Below are 21,289 nucleotides of genomic sequence, written 5' to 3'. Positions count from 1 at the left end.
CCATAATATTTATCTAAAACTGCACTAGATAACAACTATGTTAAGACTAAGTTAAGGCTCAATGTTTTAAAGTAAAGCACTATTTATAATAAAAACAAGCGATGTTTAAATCATTCAAGTGCGGATCAAGAAGTTTAGAAGAGCAGTTTGTGCTTTACGGCGCTGGCTTAACTTTTATTTTTCTCGTTCCCTTTTCCATATACCGGTTCTTCACTGGCGATTTGACGCTAGCCGCAATAGACATGGTAATGGCGTTGTTGATGGTTTTGATCTTTACGCAAGCCTGGCAATCAAAGAAAATTAAATACCTGAATAGATTTTCAGTCCTCATGTTTATGCTTGGCATTTTAAGTGTTATGTACCTGAAAGGGGCAGAAACTGTTTTTTGGGCATTCCCTGCAATGGGCGCAACCTACTTTCTATTAAAGTCAGTCCCCGCATTGATTGCCAACATCATCTTTATTGGTTTAACTACGTTATTATTTCATGGCAAGCTGACAAATGCCGAGGCTATGAGCATTTATCCTAGCTTGGCTCTAGTAGGATTATTTGGATTTATTCTAAGTATGCGTGCTGAGTACAATAATAATAAATTACAGAAATTGGTTTCTGAAGATACGCTTACGGGCATTAAAAACAGACGATCTTTTGATGAGAAAGTCGATGAGATAATCAGAAATTACAGGCGCTATCGAACCCCTGTGTCGATGTTGTTGCTGGATTTGGATCAATTCAAAAAAATAAATGACACTAAGGGTCATAATGCGGGCGATCAGGTCTTGGTTGATTTCGCAAAATTGGTCAAATCGAAGATCCGCACAACGGATTTTATCTATCGTTTTGGTGGTGAAGAATTTGTTGTTTTAGCTAAAAACTCTTCCTTGGAAGATTCTGGGAATCTCGCAGATTCAATTCGTAAATTTATAAAAGAAAGCGCTGAGTTATCTAAACATCAAGTAACTGTTTCCGTAGGTGTTTCTGAAATTATGCCCTTTGATGATGCGGAGAGCTGGTTTCGCCGAGCAGATCTTGCATTATACGAATCCAAATCAGCTGGCAGAGATACTGTACGTATAGCCGAAACAGGCGATGATACGAAGGTTTCGTTTAAGGCATTGAGCAATTATCAAAATATAAAACCACTGCGAAAAAAAGCAAACTATCTTATATGCCCATACAAGAATACACATTCTAGTTTATTAAAAGATAATCCCCGTAAGAATAAGTCCTTCAAAGCGGGAGCTGTTAAAAGGAAGTTGCCTACCAATTCTCCGGTGAAGCCATCAGCTAAATCATTAGCTCGACATTAGTTTCTTTAGCTTCTTTCACATCTGTTGAAAGATCTGTTTGAAGAGAAAGTGCCCGGCTCTGCATAAATTCTATTTACGTTTTCAAAAAACAAAAACGTAATATCATTCAAAGTAGGGGGGTGCCTATACGCTTTATTCAATACTCTATAATAATACGTCAATGAGATATTCATTGCTTTGATGTATCATTTACTTCCCAATTCACACCTTAGCCAACTATGAGTTTACCTCCTGCCATTTTTATTATCGGTCCAACCGCTTCAGGTAAAACAGGCCTTGCGATTAAGTTGATGGAACACTTTCCTATCGAGTTAATCAGTGTGGATTCTGCACTCGTTTATAAAGATATGGATATTGGTACGGCAAAACCAACGGCAGAGGAACTGGAAGCTGCTCCACATCGGTTAATTAACTTTTTAGATCCGTCTGAGTCCTATTCTGCAGCTGATTTTAGAACGGACGCTTTACGGGAAATGGCCGAAATTACCGCTAAAGGTAAAATTCCGGTGTTGGTTGGTGGAACAATGCTGTATTACCGTGCGCTAGAAAACGGTATCGCTGAAATGCCACAAGCTGACCAGGATGTTCGTGAAAAGCTGACTAAAGAAGCAGAGCAAATTGGCTGGGATGGCTTGCATCAACGTTTGTTGGAAGTTGATCCAGTCGCTGGCGAGCGTATTCATCCTAATGATCAGCAGCGCATTCAGCGTGCGCTTGAAGTCTTTGAACTAACAGGAAAGACGCTGACGAAACATCAACAAGATCAGGTTGTAGAACCGATTCCTTATCGCTTAATGAAAATTGCATTAATTCCGGAGGAGCGTGAATGGATTCGTGAATTGGCAGCTATTCGTTTTGATCAAATGTTAGAAGCTGGTTTTATCGATGAGGTGAAAGCGTTACGTGAGCGTGGTGATCTGGATTTGAATTTTCCATCAATGCGCTGTGTGGGTTATCGTCAAGCATGGCAATATTTGGAGGGTGAGCTGGATTTCGAAGAAATGAAAGAGCGTGCGGTAATCGCAACCCGTCAATTAGCCAAACGCCAAATGACCTATTTACGCTCTGAGCAAAACATTACCGAGTATGGTGCAAAAGGCTACAAGCTGGAAAAGGTTAAAGCGGATATTGAAAGCTTTTTAGCTAAAGAATAGAAATAGAAATTTATCTGCAAAGATATACAGTAACAAATATTCTAATTAAGAAATCGGACAAGGTTTATACCAATAAAAAGAGGGGCTAAAAGCCCCTCTAGTCGTTAGATTTGGTATTAAGATATAGAGCAGAATCTAACAAAATAAGCTCTATTTTCGGGGTTCGATTACTTCAAACGGTATTTAACGCCCATTGTTAAGCTCTTATCAACTTCGTCATTACCATTGTTAGAAATGCTGTCATCAAGTTTAGTTAACTTGCCTTCAACACCAAAATCAAGCTGGTTAGTTAGGCTGTAGTAGAACGCAGAACTTAATGTGTTAGTTGTAACATCATCTGTATCGTCAGACGTTGCATACGCTAGAGTCCACTTGTTTTCCCAGTCAATCAGGTCAGACAATTCGTAAGTCAAACTCATTGCGTTATTGAAGTTATAACCATTGTCATCATCGTCTAATGTAGCAGTTGCAATCGCTTCGTTAGAGAACTGAGTCTTGTTATTGATTGGTCTGTGGTATTCCGCTCCAACTTCTAGTGCTGGCTTACCGTCTGAACCGTCGTAGTTGCTTAATACTGCACCAACACCTGCACGCACTAACCAACCGTTTTTACGTGTAGAAACACGCTCGTTTTCTAATACGTCATAAGTTTGAACAACCGCTCTAGCGTTGAAGTCACCCTGTACCATGCCAGAAGTCTCAATAACTTTCTGAATATCCTGTAACCAGTATTGCTTGTAGTCATCAAGTCCGTACTTAGACTTGTACTCAGACTCTTTATCTACAATTACTGCTACTTGCTGGTAAATATCATTGCTAGGATCAGCTTTCAAAAAGCCTTCTTCACGAAGCTTTTGCATGATTCTGATTGCATAAGCCATTGGTGTTACGTTAACAACACGGCCATAACCGATACCTGCTGTAGCTTTTGTGAATGGGTCTTCCTGATCTTTCTGAATACCAACTTCACCTTTGCCGTACCAGAATGCTGCATTGCTATTCGGTGTGAAGTAGTTATCTACTGTTGCTGAACCAAGTGCCTGGTAAGTACTTGAACTCTTATCACCTTCATTTCCGCCTTTAGCAGAAGAGCCTGTGCCTAAAAAGTCGATTTTAGTGTTACGGTTTGGTGAACTGAATACTTTCTCGTAGTCCAGTGTTAGGTCCAGGTTATAGCTAGCCTGATCCTGATTACCATCGTTCGAGTTAAAGTTACCAGATACATAAGCATCTTCATAAGCTGATGTTGCTTCTTTGTAGTCTGTAATTAATGGTTCTGCATGAGCAGATGTGAATGCGCCTGTTAGACCAAGTGCAATTGCACTGCCTAGTATATTTAATTTATTCATTTTTAAAATTTACCCCAAAAAACAACCTATCTAATAGATAGGTAAAAAAGTTGTGACTAAAATATTTATTAAAATATTTTGACTGGGGTGAGAGTGTTTACAAAGTGCTTTGGTTCAAAGAAAAATCAAATAAATCTCTTTATTTAATCAATTGAAATCATTGGAAAAATAGATGTTTGCTATATTTTTAAATTGTATTGAAAAGCAATGCTATGTATTGGTTTTTGAGTTGTTGAAAAATGCTCAATGAATAGTGACTTTTGCAATCTCAGAAGGCCTTAATAAGTCCTGAGGGTTATGGTTGAAAATAATATCCAGCTCATAAATTGCACCTTTGGGTTCGATTCTTACGGCTTCGACACCTTGAGAATAAACAAAACCGTTGTAGTGTTTTCCATTCACTGTAACGCGTGCTTTTTGTCCAGGCTTGTAACGTTTTAAAACCTGAGATGATACAAGTATTCTGGCGAGCATTTTGCCGCTGGGCGCTATTGTAAACAAAGGTTCCCGTTGTTGAGTTTTATATATGACGCCACCTTCGTGGTTGTTTTTGGTAATAATGATGCCGTTAATAGGTGCGCGTAAAATATTTCTTTCCAGTGTCACTTCTGCGAGTGCCAACGCCGCATTGGCAGACTCGCTTTCAGCTTGTACTGCGGCGACTTTAATTTTTGCATCTTTAAGTTCTTCATCTGCAATTAATCCACGATCATAAAGTTCTTCTGCACGTTTTAGTTCATCGTCGGCATCATCCATTTCTACTTTGGAGCGGGCAATCATGGCTTTTGCCTTTAATAACTCTGCTTTGGCTTTGCGTTGATCCATGACTAGCAAGGTCGAACCTTTCTTTACATATTGGCCAATTTTTATATTCATCTTTTCTATGAAGCCGTCTTCAAGCACCCTCATTTCAATTTTATCGACCCATTCAAGTCTGCCACTAAGCTGTTGTGCGCTTGCCCCTAAACTCGTGATAACAATAAAAAAAGTTAAGGCAAGTTTGATGAGTAAATTATTGTTTATACATTTCAGAGTGATATTCATTGTGCCGTTTCCTCGGCTTTTTTGGTTTCAATTGCTTGAGTCATGATTGGTTTGCCTATTAATGCATTGAGTTGAGCCCATGCCAGAGTAGTACAGTATTTAACGCGCTCTTCCTCCATTCTCGCCATGCTTTGTAATGTCATGGATTTACCGATTCTTGCGCGTACTTCCATCTCATAGAGGGTTCTACTCATTTCTAAATCGAGATCACGGCTATAGAGTTCAGCTTCTGCTCGATCGGCAGCTGATTTTAAAACGGTTATGCGTAGGAGGAGTTCAAGAATTTGCTGGCGTAAATCCATCTTGATCAACGACATTTGATCATCATTGTATTTTTCTGCGAGCGTTTTTATCCAGCTGTTATTTTTTAATGCCTCTGCATATAAATCTGAAAATTCAGGTAGCTTTTTAGGAGAGGTAAGTAATAGCGGCGGGGCGAGATCACTGGATAATTCGTCAGGGCGATTGATAGCTTGCGCCAGTATTGATCGGGTGAGGCGTTGAGTAGCTTGGGCAGAAAAGTATTTTTGTCTAACTTCCTGATATTCCGCTTCTAACTTGGCCACTACGAGTTCTGAATTCTGTTTTAATTCTTGACGAATTTTCGCTCTATCCCACGAAATAAACGTTCCTGCCATATCCTCATTAATCCCGATAAGGCTGGAATCAGATAGTAGAACATCCAAAAAAGCGTTTAGAATTAGTAATTCTTGCTGGATTACTGGTTCTACCAGTAAGGTTGAGGCGGTATTGCGTTTTGCATCACTAACCGTTGTGTTATTAAATGTGAGATTGTGACAACCAAGAAACAACGGTTGCTGGAGTGGTATTATCGATTGTTGTTCTGGGTTTAAACGTGTGCGTGGGTGGTCACTGGCAAAACTCAGGGCTGTTTTCAAATCCAGTATGGGTGGAAGTTTATTAGTATCTGCATAAAGAACTGAATGAGTGAAAACCAAACTGATCAGGCAAACAGAGTGCAAGATTACTTGTATCACTTTTCGATTCAATAGACTCCACATAGTTATGGCGTAACACTCATATAGCAGCACTCATGTAATAGGTAAAATTCAGGTTCAACGTTATCCTTTCTTTTGTTTGCGCTTGTAACGGATAAAAGGCATTTCTTCGTTTGCACCTTCAACGATGTATTTTCCTAGCATCATAAATTCATCAGCGTCTTTTGATGCGCCCGTTAGACGGCCATTTTTGATTGGCTTGCCTTCTAAATCTAAAAACTGAAAGACGGGTGTGGCTCTTACCCTAAACTGTTCTAATGAAAAGACCTTTTGCGTGGTGTCTTTGCCAGCAAAATCGGTAAGTTCTAAATCGCCCTCGATATCTACCGTTATGATTCGAAAATGCTTACGATAATAGTCTTGTACTTTGCTCCGATTCAATACCGTTTTTTTCATACGCGCACAAAACGGACATTCATCCATTTCGAACATCAATAAAATCCCTTTTTTCCCTTCCTCGGCAGCAATTTCTTTTTCTTCCTGCATATCGCCAAGACTTTCGTCAAAAAAAGTACTGTAATCTCTTATTTCTGTTTGACTGCCCTGCGAAGTGTCATCAGCAAACGTAGAGATTGGTAAAATAGTGATAAACACTAGGGCTATAAGCGTTTTGAGGGAGTTCATAAAGTGTCTCCGGTAGCGGGTTTATTTCATATTATTCCGAATTTCACGGGCTTGCAAGCGAGCAACTTGAGCCATCTGTCGTTAAATGATCAAAAATAGGTATTGATTTTTTACTTTTTATCTAAACCTGTTATTATGCTTGAATCTGTAAGGATGCAGAGTGCTGTTACCCCCAAACTTTGAAAATAACGGATTTAGGTACTTTAAAAAGAGACAGAACGACAATTTGAGTATTCTAAAGCTAAATATAAAAAGCTATATATTGAGCAGCAAACAATAAAATATTAATAACATAACCTAATAAGAAATCAGGAGTTACCCATGTCAAAAGGGCATATGCTACAAGAACCCTTCCTAAATGCTTTAAGAAAAGAGCGCATCCCCGTTGCGATTTATCTTGTAAATGGAATTAAATTACAAGGTCACGTAGAGTCGTTTGATCAATTTGTTATATTACTAGGCAGTACTGTAAGCCAGCTTGTGTACAAACACGCTGTATCTACAATCGTGCCTTCTAGACCTATTAAGTTAACGGTTGAAGACGAAGAATAAAATTACACAATTCTGTTTCCCTAGTATCTTAGGGGGGCATTAAGTTGGAATTATTTGATAAGCTCAGTCAGGGTGAAGCTCTGATTGAGAGTGCCATATTGGTACAGATTAACTTTGGATCAAATAATCGTTCCCAGCATTCTTCAGGTGCAAGCTCAACTCAAGACGAACACGAGTTCAAAGAACTGGTTCGTTCTGCCGGAGCAATTACTTCCACGCTAATCACTGGATCACGCGCATCGCCTGATTCACGTTATTTTGTGGGTACGGGTAAAGCAGACGAAATTAAAACCGCCGTTAAACAGCACGATGCGGATGTCGTTATTTTTGACCACTCTCTTTCTCCCGCGCAAGAACGTAACCTGGAACGCCTGTTCGAATGTCGGGTGCTTGATCGTACCGCATTGATACTCGATATATTTGCGCAACGTGCTCAATCACACGAAGGTAAATTGCAGGTTGAACTGGCGCAGTTAAAACACATGTCGACGCGACTAGTTCGCGGCTGGACTCACCTTGAGAGACAAAAAGGTGGTATCGGTATGCGTGGCCCGGGTGAAACCCAGTTAGAAACTGACCGTCGCTTGCTGAGTATTCGTATCAAACAGATCAATAAGCGTTTGGATAAAGTGAATAAACAGCGCGAACAAGGTCGACAACTCAGGCAGAAAACCGAAATACCAACGGTTTCATTAGTCGGCTATACCAATGCGGGTAAATCAACTTTATTCAATAAAATTACTGGTTCTGGAGTTTATGCGGCAGATCAGCTGTTTGCGACTTTAGACCCCACCTTACGCAGAGTAAATTTACCCGATCAGCAATCGATTGTTTTAGCCGACACGGTAGGCTTCATTCGTGATCTTCCGCATGATTTGGTTGCAGCCTTCAGGGCGACACTTCAAGAAACGATCGAAGCAGATTTGATTTTGCATGTCATCGATAGCAGCGACGAAAATCGTGATTTCTTCCGTGAGCAAGTGAATAACGTGATTCAGGAACTTGGTGCTGAAGATGTGCAACAGGTCGAGGTTATGAATAAAATCGATCTGACTGAACAAGAACCCCATGTTGAAGAAGGTCATAATGGCTTGCCTGCAAGGGTCTGGTTGTCGTCACTGACGGGCGAAGGACTGGAAGCACTAAGTGAGACAATAGCAGCCATATTCGCTAAGAATACCTTCAGGGGCAAGCTACGTTTACATCCTGCTCTGGCGCGTTTACGTGCTCAGTTGTATGAGGATGAGGCGGTTGTGAGTGAATCGATATCTGATAAAGGCGAATACCTGCTTGATGTTGTGATCCAGCAAAGAAGGTTTGATACGATGCTAGGCAAAGAAGAATTGACACTAGAGCAAGTGCAATAATAATCTCTTCAAAAAAGTGCCCCAAAGTAGGGGGGTGCCTAAGTCTTTGTTTAAATGCCCACCAATCACTATTGTAGAATTTGATTCTATATCGTTAAAATAAGCTCCCTTATTCTGTTCAAACAAATGCATTTTTCAAATTAGTCGGGTTAAATTATGTCGGAAGCTATTAAAAAACATCAAGAAATTGCGCAAAAATGGATGGATGCTTCTGCATTGACCGCGAGCAATAATGATTTTGATGCGCATTTTAATCTTATCTCTAAAAAGGTCCGCGTGACCGGTGTTCCTGGATTTGAAAGTATTAGCTATGATGACTGGGCCCGAGCTGCGGAAAAAGATTTCAAAGACGGTACCTTGCAAGGTGTGAGTTATGAAGGCTTAAAAATGTCGGCACATAACGACACTCAAATCATGTTTAAAACCCTTGAAACAATATTCGTTAATGATGGTTCGAAAAAAACACACGGTGTCGAAATTCTGTTAGAGCTTGAGGAAGATGGTGTCTGGAGAGTGATTCAAGAAAGAGTAATGACAGGCGATGAAATTCGCCATGTCGGATTGATGAATGTGGTGGATGTCTCTATGTTGGATAAAGATAAATAAGATCGATCGAGTAAGCTAATGACTGAAGAAAATGCTTTTGACCCCAATAATCCCTGTCTGTTTTGTCACCCCAAAGCTGAGGAAATTATTGCTGAAAATGAACACGCCTTATTAATTACAGATACCTATCCTGTAAGTGTGGGTCATTGTTTGGTTATACCCAAGCGTCATATCAAAACGTACTTTGAATGCACGGAAGAAGAAAATAGAGATTTTCGAGAATTAATTCTTAAAGGTAAGCAGTACGCCGAAGCGCAAAACATTGATAACTCGGGTTCGCCCGATGGTTACAATATCGGTTGTAACAACGAACTTGCTGCGGGCCAGAGTGTTTTCCATCTGCATATTCATATTATTCCCCGTTATACCGGGGATGTAGAGAATCCAAAAGGCGGAGTGCGATGGGTGATTCCAAAAAACTCTCAATATCAGGCTAAAAATAAGACCAAATAAGGAATAGTTTTAAACCTTGTTTTTACAAGCGTATTAATTTCCATCTTCTCTAATGTAGGCATATCTCCACTCGGTTAGGCTTGTCGCTTTTAAAGCATCCAGGAGTTGATCATTTGGAATCGCTTCTGATTCGTAAATATTGCCAATGACTATGCAATATTGCGCGATAAAAGCAGTCTTTCGCCAGTTTAATCTATTTGTTTTAAACGTTTTTTTACAATTAGTACAAACCGAATTTTCAACGGCAGGGTTAGCAATATCGGTGATTTTAGCCTTGCATTCCGGGCAGGTAGCCGCTTTGATATTTATACCTGAAAAGAATTTCGCTTCTTTTTCGATAATGATTTCGATGTAGCAGTATGGTTTATTCTCTTGTGGTTCTAACTCGATATTGGGAGAGCATCCCATAAAGGTCAGCAGAGAAACAAAGTTTTTTCCGGTTGTATATCTTCTCTCTCCTTGTTTTGTCCCAATAAAATCCAGTTCCTTTAGTGTTTTCGAAATGCTTGAAAAGTCTCCGATAGCTTTTTCATTCTCATCTGTGCTCTGTTTTATGGTTTCTGGATAAAGGTATAACTTATAAGGTGAATGCCACACGTCTAACCTACTATTCTTGATTGTTCAGCCTTAATTATAACTAAGCAACACACATTAAAACCAAATAAAGCTCATTTAACGAATGACTAAAGGTTGAGATTACAGGACTAACGCCTGATCTAGTGTTGTTGTCTTAAAATTACTACTACTGACTCCATTCAGAATTCAATCAATGAACCTTCTGGATACACTGTCACCATCGATCAAGGAATGATGGAAGTGAAGTATGAAGAGCAGGATGCACTTTGGGTTTTTACTGAGTTTTTTACTGTCTTTCTTAGTGGTGCAATCTTCGGCTACTGCAGAAAGCATGGATGTTTTAGGCTTGTGGTCAGTTGACCAAATTACAGACTCTTCGAATAAAATAGTTTCTATAGATAATGACGCAGCAGAAAAAGTTACAGAGACTCATTCGGATTCAAAACACTATGAGAACGGTCTAAGTCTGGTTTTGAACACAGAAAAAATGCGATCGATTCTTGGTAGCAAGAAATCTGCGAAACCTTCAGCAGAGAACACTGAATCTAATATCAGCCAAATATCCATTCCTTTACCTGATGGTTCAATCATCGACCTTGATTTAATCGAAGATCAAGTATTAACAACTAGCCTCGCCGAAAAGTATCCTGAAATTCAAACTTTCAAGGTCATCGCAAACGATAACGTTTTCTCGGGAAAAGTTGATCTTACTTCATCTGGCTTTCACGCAATGCTACAAATGCTCGATGGTGAAATTATATTTATTGATCCGGTAGATTTTGCGGCAGAGAAATACATTAGTTATAAGAAAAGCGCACAAAAGCAGACGTCTGATCGATCTTTTTCTTGTGGCGTTACCGAGCAACAAAATAGATTAATGCAAAAGTTTTCGGGAAGAGAAAACATCTCCCATGGTATCGCGTCCCGTGCAATCGCAGGAAGGACTACAGAAAGCTTATTGCATTATCGAATCGCTATTGCCACTACCGGTGAATATGCAGCAAAGCATGGTGGCACCGTGACAGGTGTGATGTCTGCGATTACAACAACTCTAAGCAGAGTCAACCAAATACTGGAACGTGATTTGGGTATCCATCTTGATCTGGTAGAGAATAATGATTTGCTTATTAATACCGATGCAAATTCAGACCCCTTTACGAAAGATGATATCTCAGATCTGCTGAGTCAGAATCAGGAATATATTGATTCCGTGATTGGCACAGATAATTACGATATTGGGCATTTATTCGCGGGTAGTGGTGGTGGAATCGCTGCCGTTGCCAGTATTTGTAATCAATATCGAAAAGCTCAGGGAGTATCGGGCACAAGCAACCCTATAAACGATAGTTTTGATCTGGATTTCGTGGCGCATGAAATTGGACATCAGCTTGGCGCAACGCATACGTTTAATAGTTCGCAAGGATTATGCTCTGGAAATACGCGATCAGCGCAAACAGCATTTGAGCCAGGTAGCGGCTCTTCAATAATGTCCTACGCAGGGTATTGTGGTTTAGATAATTTACAATCAAATGCTGATGCGATGTACCACATCGGAAGCATCGAACAGATTTCAGATTTCACCAGTAATGGTCGAGGTAATGTGTGTGGGACTCAGCGTTCGTTTGATAACAAGCCACCAATAGCGGATGCGGGTAATGATTTTACCATTCCATCTCGCACCCCTTTTGAATTAAAAGGTACTGCTCAGGATGTTGATGGAGATCCTCTTATCTATGCCTGGGAGCAAATAGATTCCGGTGAAACATCACTTGAGTATGACGATAAGGGTGACAATGCATTATTTCGAGTTAATGTTCCGAATATTAGTAGCGTCAGAGTGTTCCCTCAATTGCAGGATATTCTAAGCAACAGCACCAGCCGAGGAGAAAAGCTTCCAGAGCATGAGCGAGTGATGAATTTTAGTTTTGTTGCGCAGGATGGGATGAATGTTGCACAAAGTGATGAAATGAAAATCAATGTGGCCAGAACAGGCAGTCGATTTGCTTTAAACCTGCCAAAGTCTCAATACACGCTTGGCGAGTCTTACCAGATTTTCTGGAATGTCGCGGCTACCGATAAGTCACCCGTTAGCTGTCAAAATGTAGATCTGTATTTATCGACTAATGGTGGTCAGACCTTTCCGACAGTTATTGAAAAAAATCTACCAAATAAGGGTGATGCATGGGTGCTGATTCCTGCAACCGTGCAGAAAACGAATGAATCCAGGTTTAAATTAAAGTGTAGTGATAACGTTTTTTTTGCTGTGTCCCAGCGAAACTTTGTGCTTACTGATAAAACAACGCAGGTTACCTTTAAACACGCTGACGAAGATCAGTCAGAAGCAAATCTGAAAGATACTGATTTAAACGCAGTAGTTACAAACAATGAAGTAAGTGCAGTATCTTCAAATGACAGCACTAGCACAAGCCAGGGTTCATCTGGTGGTGGACTAATAAATTACTGGTTTTTACTCTTAAGTTGCGTATTGTTAATGAAAAGGCGTTTGAACTTATTACAATAATGCTGTCGAATTAGTCTAGAAGCTCTGTAGAATTGAGCTGATTAAAGCAGATTAAAAATGACACCCCCCTACTTACAGGGGCTTTTTTTTAATGGCTTAGTTGCATTGTATTAAGGGGTTGGTTTAAACAATTGGCTGATTTAAAAGTGTATTCATGTGTTTATAAAAATAAATGTTATAGAATGCATAGTGCTTACACTATTCTTAGCTAGTGCTGTTGTTAGCTAGAGCTATCGTTTGATAGTTACGAAAACGTTTAAATGTGAAATTAGCTTATAAAATAATAAAGGGTAATGATAATGAGGATAAAGTCTCAACGTATTTCTAGATCAGGTTTGGTCATCACTGTTTTATCTTCATTGCTGTTAAGCACTTCCGTATTTTCATCCCCCTGGAAAGATTCAGATTTTATTTCAGATTCTGTAACACAGGCACAACTTAGTCAGTCAGCAAAACCACAAGGCGAAGAATCGCAGTCGCTAGAATCGCTTAAATACCGTAGCCTCGAACTTGATGAGTTTGCCTGGAAATCGCTGTTACAAAAAAACACCTCATCCAAGCCAGCTGATGATCAACAAGACAACTCAGCAGCAGGACTTTCGCTAGTTTTGCCTTTACCAGACGGGACTGAAGTAGAGGTCGTTGCAACAGAAACTTCTGTGCTTGCTCCAGAACTTGCCGCGCAATTTCCTGGGCTGAAAACATGGAAAGTTTCTGGTGTTAATCAGAAGATATCGGGTCGAATAGACAGCACTACTTTGGGTTTTCATGCGATGTTGGTGATGCCAAATGGTGATTCGGTTTTTATCGAACCAGATGATAATAAAGATGCAGATAGAGTCACTTCCAGCTCGGCAAAATACATAAGTTTCAGCAAGCAAGAAAACCACGACCACTTTCAAACCGAGTTTAAATGCGGTGTTGATCATAATAGTGTTGTGAAAAGCTTTTCAGAGGGCAATGTGCTCCAGTCGAGCGCAAAAGAGGTCTTAGCCAGACCTGCATTCAATTTAATTACCTATCGTTTAGCGGTAGCTACGACCGGTGAATACACGCAGTATCACGGTGGCACCAAAACATCAGCGTTAAGTGCTGTCATCACAACAATCAATAGAGTCAATGAAATCTACGAGCGAGATTCGAGCATCACTTTTCAACTCGTGCCAGAGCAACTTGATTTGATGTACACAGACTCATCAAATGATCCTTATTCGAATACGGACATCAATGCCTTGCTTGAACAAAATATCGCAAATTTGAATGATACCAATGTTCTAGGTTCGGCAAATTACGATATTGGTCATGTATTTGGTTCCGGCAATGTCGGTGGTTTGGCGTTTGTTGGTAGTACCTGTAACTCTACTTTTAAAGCGGGTGGCGCTACGGGTGCAACGAACCCGATTGGTGATGCTTTTGCACTGGATTACGTCGCTCATGAAATCGGTCATCAAATGGGAGCTCAGCATACTTTTAACAGTGAATGTGGCGAACGCGGGGTAGGCACAGCGGTAGAGCCAGGTAGTGGGTCAACAATCATGTCTTATGCAGGATTGTGTGGTACCAATAACATACAAAATGAAGTCGATGCACAGTTTCATGTTGTAAGCATTGAGGAAATCATAGATTTTAGTCGAAATGGTGATGGAAATAGTTGTGGCAGTAGCACTGCAGTAACCAATGAAAATCCGATCGTTAGTGCGGGAGAGGATTTTACCGTACCAGCAAGAACCCCAATCGTTCTCATCGCAGATGGTTTTGACTCGGATGGAGATCAGCTCAGTTATTCTTGGGAGCAAGCAGACTCTGGTACCGCTACTGATGTTGATGTAGACGCTGGTGACAATGCTTTGTTTAGAAGCCGATCATTAACGACTTCTAATTTACGTTTTATTCCCCAGCTAAGCGATATCTTCAATAACGAAGCTGCCGTAGGTGAGCATTTACCCGTAACCAATAGAGATATGGATCTAAGAGTAACGGTAAGAGATGGAAACGGTGGCGTTCAATATGATGCGCTAACGATGACTGTACATGATACTGGCTCAACCTTTGAAGTAACTTCGCACACCTCTTCCAGAACTTATGCCCAGACAGACCAGACAACCGTTAGCTGGGATGTGGCAGGTACTAATTCATCACCTATATCTTGTACGTCTGTTGATATCGGGTTGATCACCCTTGATGGAACGGGGATAGATATCACCACAACGGCTAATGATGGGTCAGAAACAATCACGATACCGGAAAATGCACCCGCATTAACTAACGCGAGATTTATCGTTTCTTGCGCAACAAGTCAGTTCTTCAGTGTGTCGCAAGCTAATCTAACTATTCTTGATACGCTAGGTACAGGTGAAGATGACACTTCTACGTTGAGCAGTTCAAGTAGCAGCGGAGGTGGAGGTTCTTTCGGATACATGGCTCTCCTTTTGTTGCCATTATTGACGCGTAGACTCTTAAGTAGACAATCTATCAGTTAAGTTTATTGTGTATGCTGTTAATGACGTTTGTTAGCGACACTCGCCAGCGTTGAAATTCAGAAATGAGGTGATCAAATGAAAAAGATGTTACTAATAAGTGGAATCAGTTTATTGATGCAGGCATGCGTTGCTGTTCCTAATGACTCATCTTCAAAAAGTGCTTCTTCAAACCCTAGCAAACGCTTTTCTATAGAAAATATCAAAAAAAAGAAAGAAGAAGAATATGCTAAGAAATATGCTGATTTAAAGAAAATGAATCCTGCAGAAGAAGTTGCAAAAGCGGTTAAAAATAACAGTATTTATTTGCTTGCTTATAACTCTGGTAGAGGAGGGGAGCGAAAAATTCCCGGATTACTTGAGCCCCAACCCGTCTCGGTAAATTGCAGAGTGTTACAGCTGGATGGAATGGGTGACGTAATTTACGGCGAGAATCATCTTAAATACCGAATTGCTCTTCGAGAATATGCCAGTTCTTTCAATGCAAGCATGATGACTTATTGTCGTTAATTCTTCTTTAGGGGGATCGTTTAATGGTCTCCAATTTTGTGTACTTTTCGTTCAGTTAAAACCGCTAATTCAGATGAACTGCGTGCTTCATTTAGCTGCGGTTCAGCTTTCTCGTGTGATAATCAAACTCCCTTTGATAATTAAGTTCTCGTTATTACGCGCATCTTTTGATTGATTAAAACGTAGAAAATACGGATGTGATTTTTAAAATGAGGGCAAATAAACTATAAAAATAATCACATGAAAAAAATCATTTTTGCCCTAGGTGTATTAACGACTGCAGGTGCTTTTGCACAATCTCAATACTCTTCCATTTGGCAACCATATTCAGCTACAGAATCTCAAAATCAGTCTTTATCTAGCTCTAATAGTGGCAATAATGTAACCAGTACAAAAGAACTCGCGAATAAGATTTCATCAAACAATTGGGTAAAAAAACAATCGTTGTTACTCGATGAAGTTCAGTTACAAAATAAACTAAATTCTCAAACGTTTTTATCACTCAAGCCAGTTGAAGGTAGTGCTAGCGAAACCTCTGTCGAGATAGACCTACCATTGCCAGATGGAAGTTTTGTAAAGGTAAATGCTTTTGAATCTTCGATTTTATCCGATGAGCTTTCTGAAAAATACCCAGACATAAAAACCTGGCGTGTCGTAGGTGTCGATGACTCTTCGATTACAGGTCGAATAGATTTCACCAGTAAAGGCTTTCATGGCATGTTAGTCATGGGAGATGGAGATACGGTTTACATCGATCCTGATACAGAAAGTTCTGGCAATGTATATAACACGCTGAGCAAGCGTGAAAACGCGAGTCTTTTTCATACTGAATTTAACTGTCAGATTCATGACCATCACCCTGTAAATTCATTCGCAAAAATATCAGAATCTGCACAAAAACTGTCGCAGAAAGTATTAGCCAGTTCGCCAGCTTTAGATCTTAAAACCTATCGTTTTGCAGTGGCAGGCACAGCAGAATACACCGCAAGTCAGGGTGGAACTACGGCATTAGCGTATGATTCTATGGTGACAACGGTTAATCGCGTAAATCAAATTTATCAGAGTGATTTGGGTATCCGTTTACAGTTGGTCAGTGGTGAGGAGATGCTCTACACCAATGCAGCTACAGATCCTTATACAAATGATAATGCAGCCTCACTCGTGGATGAGAATATGGCAAATATGTCCTCGACCCTGGGGCTTTCTAATTTCGATTTAGGACATGTTTTCGCGCAAGGGTCATTAGGCGGCCTTGCTTATATTGGAGTAGCCTGTATTGATACGGCAAATACCTCCAGTGGATTAACTTCTGGCATAAAAGCCGGAGGCGCGACAGGTACCATTAACCCACAAGGTGAAATCTTTAGTGTCGAATATGTTGCGCATGAGGTTGGTCATCAATTAGGTGCTAGTCATACGTTTAACAGTACACAAAATGGCTGTGGTGGTGGAAATAGAACCGCGGAAACAGCAGTTGAGCCGGGAAGTGGAAGCACCGTAATGTCTTACAGTGGTTTATGTGGATCTGATGACCTGCAATACAATTCAGAAGCTTACTTCCATTTTGCCAGTATCACTCAAATCAATGATTACACCCGAAGTGATTTAGGTAGTAGTTGTGGCTCAAATACATCTACAGGTAATACAAATCCATCAGCCAATGCAGGAAATGATCTTAATATTCCGGCTAACACACCATTCTTCTTGGATGGCTCGTCAACGGGCGGTTCAAGTTATACATGGGATCAAACAGACACCGGTAGCGCATCTGCAGTCGATGTTGATATGGGTAATAATGCGATAATTCGTAGTTATCTTCCAAGCTCGGAAGAAGATCGTTATATCCCAAGCCTGAGCGACTTATTTGCGGGCACAAGTACTCTAGGTGAAAAATTACCGCAAACAACGCGTGAGTTAAATTTCACCTACGTGGTTCGCGACGGTAGTGGCGGAATTGGTACGGATGATAAGAAAATCAATGTAACGGATACCCGCAGTACTTTCTCCGTGGTGTCACAGTCATCTGCTGAAACTTTTTCAACGGGAGAGAGCATAGAAGTATTATGGAACACAGCGAGTACCAATGTCGCGCCAGTCAATTGCGCAACGGTTGATATTCAACTGATTCGTTCCAATGGAGTGAAGAATTTATTATTGTCTGATACCGATAACGATGGCAACCAGGCGTTAATCATTCCGGCAGCTACACCTGAGATGTCAGGTGCAAGAATAATGGTATCTTGTAGTGATGATTCATTTTTTAATATATCAAAAGGTAATATCGAAATTCAGAAAGGTGTTGGTGGAGCAGGGGATTTGACCCCGCCAGCAATTACTTTGAATGGTGTTAGCCCCGTCAGTATTCCTCAGGGGTCTGTTTATGCTGACGAAGGCGCAACTGCTATCGATGATATCGATGGCGCTGTGACGGTGTCCACTTCGGGCACTGTCAATACAGCAGTTTTGGGAAGCTATACAATTACCTATAACGCAGAAGATAGCTCTGGAAATTCAACGTCCAAAACACGTGTAGTGAATGTCACGGCGGTTTCTTCTTCTGGTGATGCTGGTTCTGACGAAACAACATCTCCTGATACCTCTACTCCTGACACAACGACACCAGATACAACAGAGGAGACTCCTGATCCAGTAGTGGGAAGCACAGATACCACTGCTCCTGTTATTACGCTTAATGGATCAAGTACCGTTATTCTCGAGCTAGGTTCTATTTATGAAGATGCAGGTGCGTCAGCAATAGATAATCTTGATGGAACGGTGACAGTAACAGTGACTGGCATTGGTGCTGTTGATACATCGAAAGCGGGTGAATATGTGATTACTTATACTGCAGTAGATACAGCAGGCAATACGGTAGTAGAAAGTAGAACCATTATTGTAGAAGCGGTGGAAGCTCATGATGATGACGCGACTAGTACAGATGCAAGTAGTGCGACAGGGTCAAGTTCAAGCGGTGGTGGTAGTTTTGGGTTCTTGCTGATTCCGTTATTGGCGCTGGTAAGATTACGTCGATTTAAGTTATAAAAAACCTGTTATCACTCGTTATTAGCAGGGGGGTGTGTGTTTTATAGGCTTTCTTAAAGCCACCCCCCTACTTACAGCGAGTTTTTTATGAGTCTCAGTTTTAGTTAATACGTACCGTGTTCGCGGGTAGATAAGAATTCAATTTCAGGCCACTTCTCAATCGCCATTTGTAAATTCACTCGCGTAGGTGCGATATAAACCAATTCACCAGAATGATCCAAAGATAGATTAGATTCTGCTTTGATCTTAAACTGGTTCAACATCGCCTCATCTTCACAATGAATCCAGCGTGCTGTTTGAACGCTAACCCCTTCAAATTGACAATCGACCTTGTATTCATCTTTGAGTCGTTGGGCAACCACATCAAACTGCAGCACACCAACCGCGCCAAGAATAAGATCATTGTTTTTGAATGGGCGAAATAATTGTGTCGCGCCTTCTTCACATAACTGATCCAGGCCTTTTTGTAGCTGCTTCATCTTCAGAGGATCTTTCAGCTGAGCACGACGGAACAGTTCCGGTGCAAAGCTTGGAATGCCTGTGAAAAACAACTCTTCGCCTTCCGAGAAAGTATCACCAATACGAATCGTACCGTGATTGTGAATACCGATGATATCACCAGGGTATGCCGCATCAACATGGCCGCGATCAGCCGCCAGAAACGTCAATGCATCAGGTATCTTCACATCTTTCTTGATACGAACATGATTGAGTTTCATGCCTTTCTTGAAGCTACCCGAACAAATACGCATAAAGGCGATACGGTCACGATGTTGTGGGTCCATATTTGCCTGAATTTTAAAAATGAAGCCACTGAATTTCTCTTCATTTGGCGATACATCACGGGTATTGGTCGCGCGCGGTTGCGGCGCCGGAGCATACTCAACAAAGTCAGCCAAAAGTTCAGCCACACCAAAGTTGTTTACTGCCGAGCCAAAGAATACAGGAGTGAGTTTACCTGCAAGGTAAGCCTCTTTATCAAACGCGTTACTTGCACCTTGAACCAATTCAATCTCATCACGAAGCTCTTCGGCTTGTGTGCCTAATAGCTCATCGAGGCGTGGATTATCTATCCCCTGAATGGTTTCGCCTTCCAGGATTTTACCGTCATGATTCGGGTCGTATAAATGCACCGCATCATTATGGATATGGTAAACACCCTTTAAGCGTTTACCCATGCCAATCGGCCAGGTAACAGGCGCGCATTTAATTTTAAGAACGCTTTCGACTTCATCGAGTAAATCAATCGGGTCACGACCTTCACGGTCAAGCTTGTTGATGAAGGTCATTATCGGTGTATCACGCAAACGACACACTTCCATCAACTTAATGGTTCTATCCTCAACACCTTTGGCGACGTCGATTACCATTAACGCAGAGTCAACAGCAGTCAAGGTACGATAAGTATCTTCCGAGAAGTCCTCATGACCCGGTGTATCCAATAGATTGATAATTGGATCAGGATCAGAAGGGTGTTTCTTGTTCAATTTGTAAGGAAACTGCATCACCGATGAAGTCACCGAGATTCCACGTTCCTTTTCCATCGCCATCCAGTCAGATGTCGCATGGCGTGCAGCTTTTCTGCCTTTTACCGATCCCGCAAGCTGAATCGCACCCCCGAATAACAACAGTTTTTCGGTGATGGTTGTTTTACCCGCATCCGGATGCGAAATAATCGCAAAGGTGCGGCGTAAAGAAACTTCTTCTGTGTGTTTAGACATTAAGACGGGTCTTTTGAGTTTGGTAAACCAATGACTAACGCTTCAAGTAAGGCTTTTTGAGCATGAAGACGATTTTCTGCCTCATCCCAAACCACACTTTGCGGGCCATCGATGACGTTTGTGCTGACTTCTTCTTCACGATGTGCAGGCAAACAATGCATAAATATCGCATCGTCGTTGGCTTTCGCCATAACGGCAGAATTCACCATGAAAGACTTGAAAGATTTCTCGCGAATTTTTTGCTCTTCTTCCTGTCCCATGCTGGCCCAAACGTCCGTTGTGATCAGGTCGCTATTCGCCACAGCCTTATCAATATCATTAAACAAAGTTACATGATCAGAAAGTTTCGCCAAAAGCTCAGCATTTGGCTCATAGCCTTTAGGGCTGGCAATATTTAGATGAAAGCCGAACTGTTTCGCAGCATTCATCCATGAGTGACACATATTGTTGCCATCCCCCACATACGTTGCTGTTTTCCCTTTGATAGAACCACGATGTTCAACATACGTCATCATGTCAGCTAATAACTGACAAGGGTGGAAATCATCAGTCAATGCATTGATGACGGGTACGCTAGAATACTTCGCAAAGTTTTCAACTATATCGTGTCCAAAGGTACGGATCATAACGATATCTACCATGCTCGAAATAACGCGTGCGCTATCTTCGATTGGCTCACCACGGCCTAACTGCGTATCGCGTGATGATAAAAACATGCCATGACCGCCTAACTGGACCATGCCTGTTTCAAATGAAACACGTGTACGTGTCGATGACTTTTCAAAAATCATCGCCAGTGTCATGTTTTTTAATGGCTCGTAGATTTCGCCATTCTTTTGCATGTTTTTTAGCTCTAAGGCTCTAGCGATTAACTGCTGAAGCTCTTCCTGGCTAAAATCCATTAATGTAAGAAAATGTCTCGGTTTAGACATAGTAAATACCTTTTAATTGGGAACGCCAGAGC

At 41.0% G+C, this 21,289-nt stretch carries 17 protein-coding genes; 10 read left to right on the top strand and 7 right to left on the bottom strand.

Translation table 11 applies throughout. From position 1 onward, the window contains the following. Nucleotides 1-101 precede the first annotated feature (101 nt). Together EV695_RS20450 and miaA are read left to right on the top strand one after the other, a co-directional pair. The gene (locus EV695_RS20450) at nt 102-1,310 is read left to right on the top strand and encodes a GGDEF domain-containing protein (RefSeq protein WP_131904168.1); all 1,209 of its coding nucleotides are present in this window, start codon (nt 102-104) and stop codon (nt 1,308-1,310) included. 218 nt (nt 1,311-1,528) lie between these two features. After that, nucleotides 1,529-2,464 (top strand): tRNA (adenosine(37)-N6)-dimethylallyltransferase MiaA, encoded by a 936-nt coding sequence (miaA, locus tag EV695_RS01605; RefSeq protein ID WP_131904167.1) that lies wholly within the window; start codon nt 1,529-1,531, stop codon nt 2,462-2,464. A gap of 167 nt (nt 2,465-2,631) precedes the next feature. On the opposite strand, the gene EV695_RS01600 is transcribed toward miaA, so the two are convergent. From EV695_RS01600 to EV695_RS01585, 4 genes are all read right to left on the bottom strand, one after another. Next, complete coding sequence (locus EV695_RS01600) at nt 2,632-3,813, bottom strand: DUF481 domain-containing protein (protein ID WP_131904166.1); 1,182 nt, start codon at nt 3,811-3,813, stop codon at nt 2,632-2,634. A gap of 243 nt (nt 3,814-4,056) precedes the next feature. Then, a complete protein-coding gene (locus EV695_RS01595; RefSeq protein WP_131904165.1) occupies nt 4,057-4,857 on the bottom strand; it encodes an efflux RND transporter periplasmic adaptor subunit in 801 nt (266 codons plus the stop codon). Further along, nucleotides 4,854-5,855: a TolC family protein gene (locus tag EV695_RS01590; RefSeq protein ID WP_207906918.1), complete on the bottom strand. Its 1,002-nt coding sequence runs from the start codon at nt 5,853-5,855 to the stop codon at nt 4,854-4,856. Before EV695_RS01590 ends, EV695_RS01595 begins: the two co-directional genes overlap by 4 nt. 84 nt (nt 5,856-5,939) lie before the next feature. Next, entirely contained in the window at nt 5,940-6,500 is a 561-nt protein-coding gene (locus EV695_RS01585) for a thioredoxin family protein (protein ID WP_131904163.1), read from the bottom strand. Nucleotides 6,501-6,821: 321 nt separating this feature from the next. Between EV695_RS01585 and hfq the strand changes: the two genes are divergently transcribed. The 4 genes from hfq to EV695_RS01565 all read left to right on the top strand — a co-directional run bounded on the left by hfq (nt 6,822) and on the right by EV695_RS01565 (nt 9,478). Beyond that, nucleotides 6,822-7,052, top strand: a complete 231-nt coding sequence (gene hfq, locus EV695_RS01580) for an RNA chaperone Hfq (RefSeq protein ID WP_131904162.1) — start codon at nt 6,822-6,824, stop codon at nt 7,050-7,052. A gap of 44 nt (nt 7,053-7,096) precedes the next feature. Then, entirely contained in the window at nt 7,097-8,419 is a 1,323-nt protein-coding gene (hflX, locus tag EV695_RS01575; protein WP_131904161.1) for a ribosome rescue GTPase HflX, read from the top strand. Nucleotides 8,420-8,575: 156 nt separating this feature from the next. After that, nucleotides 8,576-9,025 carry a nuclear transport factor 2 family protein gene (locus tag EV695_RS01570; protein WP_131904160.1) on the top strand — a complete coding sequence of 150 codons (450 nt, stop codon included), beginning with the start codon at nt 8,576-8,578 and terminating at the stop codon, nt 9,023-9,025. Nucleotides 9,026-9,043: 18 nt separating this feature from the next. After that, nucleotides 9,044-9,478, top strand: coding sequence for an HIT family protein (locus EV695_RS01565; protein ID WP_131904159.1), 435 nt, complete (start codon nt 9,044-9,046; stop codon nt 9,476-9,478). Between the two features lie 33 nt (nt 9,479-9,511). Here the strand turns inward: EV695_RS01565 and EV695_RS01560 are convergent, their stop codons facing one another. Beyond that, nucleotides 9,512-10,075 carry a hypothetical protein gene (locus EV695_RS01560; RefSeq protein WP_131904158.1) on the bottom strand — a complete coding sequence of 188 codons (564 nt, stop codon included), beginning with the start codon at nt 10,073-10,075 and terminating at the stop codon, nt 9,512-9,514. Nucleotides 10,076-10,301: 226 nt separating this feature from the next. On the opposite strand from EV695_RS01560, the gene EV695_RS01555 reads away from it, so the two are divergent. The 4 genes from EV695_RS01555 to EV695_RS01540 all read left to right on the top strand — a co-directional run bounded on the left by EV695_RS01555 (nt 10,302) and on the right by EV695_RS01540 (nt 18,604). Further along, nucleotides 10,302-12,575, top strand: coding sequence for a reprolysin-like metallopeptidase (locus EV695_RS01555; RefSeq protein ID WP_131904157.1), 2,274 nt, complete (start codon nt 10,302-10,304; stop codon nt 12,573-12,575). Nucleotides 12,576-12,874: 299 nt separating this feature from the next. Beyond that, nucleotides 12,875-15,055 carry a reprolysin-like metallopeptidase gene (locus tag EV695_RS01550; protein ID WP_165874590.1) on the top strand — a complete coding sequence of 727 codons (2,181 nt, stop codon included), beginning with the start codon at nt 12,875-12,877 and terminating at the stop codon, nt 15,053-15,055. Nucleotides 15,056-15,130: 75 nt separating this feature from the next. Then, complete coding sequence (locus EV695_RS01545) at nt 15,131-15,562, top strand: hypothetical protein (protein WP_131904155.1); 432 nt, start codon at nt 15,131-15,133, stop codon at nt 15,560-15,562. Nucleotides 15,563-15,802: 240 nt separating this feature from the next. After that, nucleotides 15,803-18,604 (top strand): immunoglobulin-like domain-containing protein, encoded by a 2,802-nt coding sequence (locus tag EV695_RS01540; RefSeq protein WP_131904154.1) that lies wholly within the window; start codon nt 15,803-15,805, stop codon nt 18,602-18,604. Nucleotides 18,605-18,708: 104 nt separating this feature from the next. On the opposite strand, the gene EV695_RS01535 is transcribed toward EV695_RS01540, so the two are convergent. Beyond that, the gene (locus EV695_RS01535; RefSeq protein ID WP_131904153.1) at nt 18,709-20,325 is read right to left on the bottom strand and encodes a peptide chain release factor 3; all 1,617 of its coding nucleotides are present in this window, start codon (nt 20,323-20,325) and stop codon (nt 18,709-18,711) included. Beyond that, nucleotides 20,325-21,257, bottom strand: coding sequence for an ornithine carbamoyltransferase (argF, locus tag EV695_RS01530; RefSeq protein ID WP_131904152.1), 933 nt, complete (start codon nt 21,255-21,257; stop codon nt 20,325-20,327). Before argF ends, EV695_RS01535 begins: the two co-directional genes overlap by 1 nt. Nucleotides 21,258-21,289 lie beyond the last annotated feature (32 nt).

Source organism: Cocleimonas flava (assembly GCF_004339015.1).
Taxonomy (GTDB): domain Bacteria; phylum Pseudomonadota; class Gammaproteobacteria; order Thiotrichales; family Thiotrichaceae; genus Cocleimonas; species Cocleimonas flava.
Note: the sequence above shows the minus strand (reverse complement) of the source record. Positions and strands in the feature narration are given on the sequence as shown.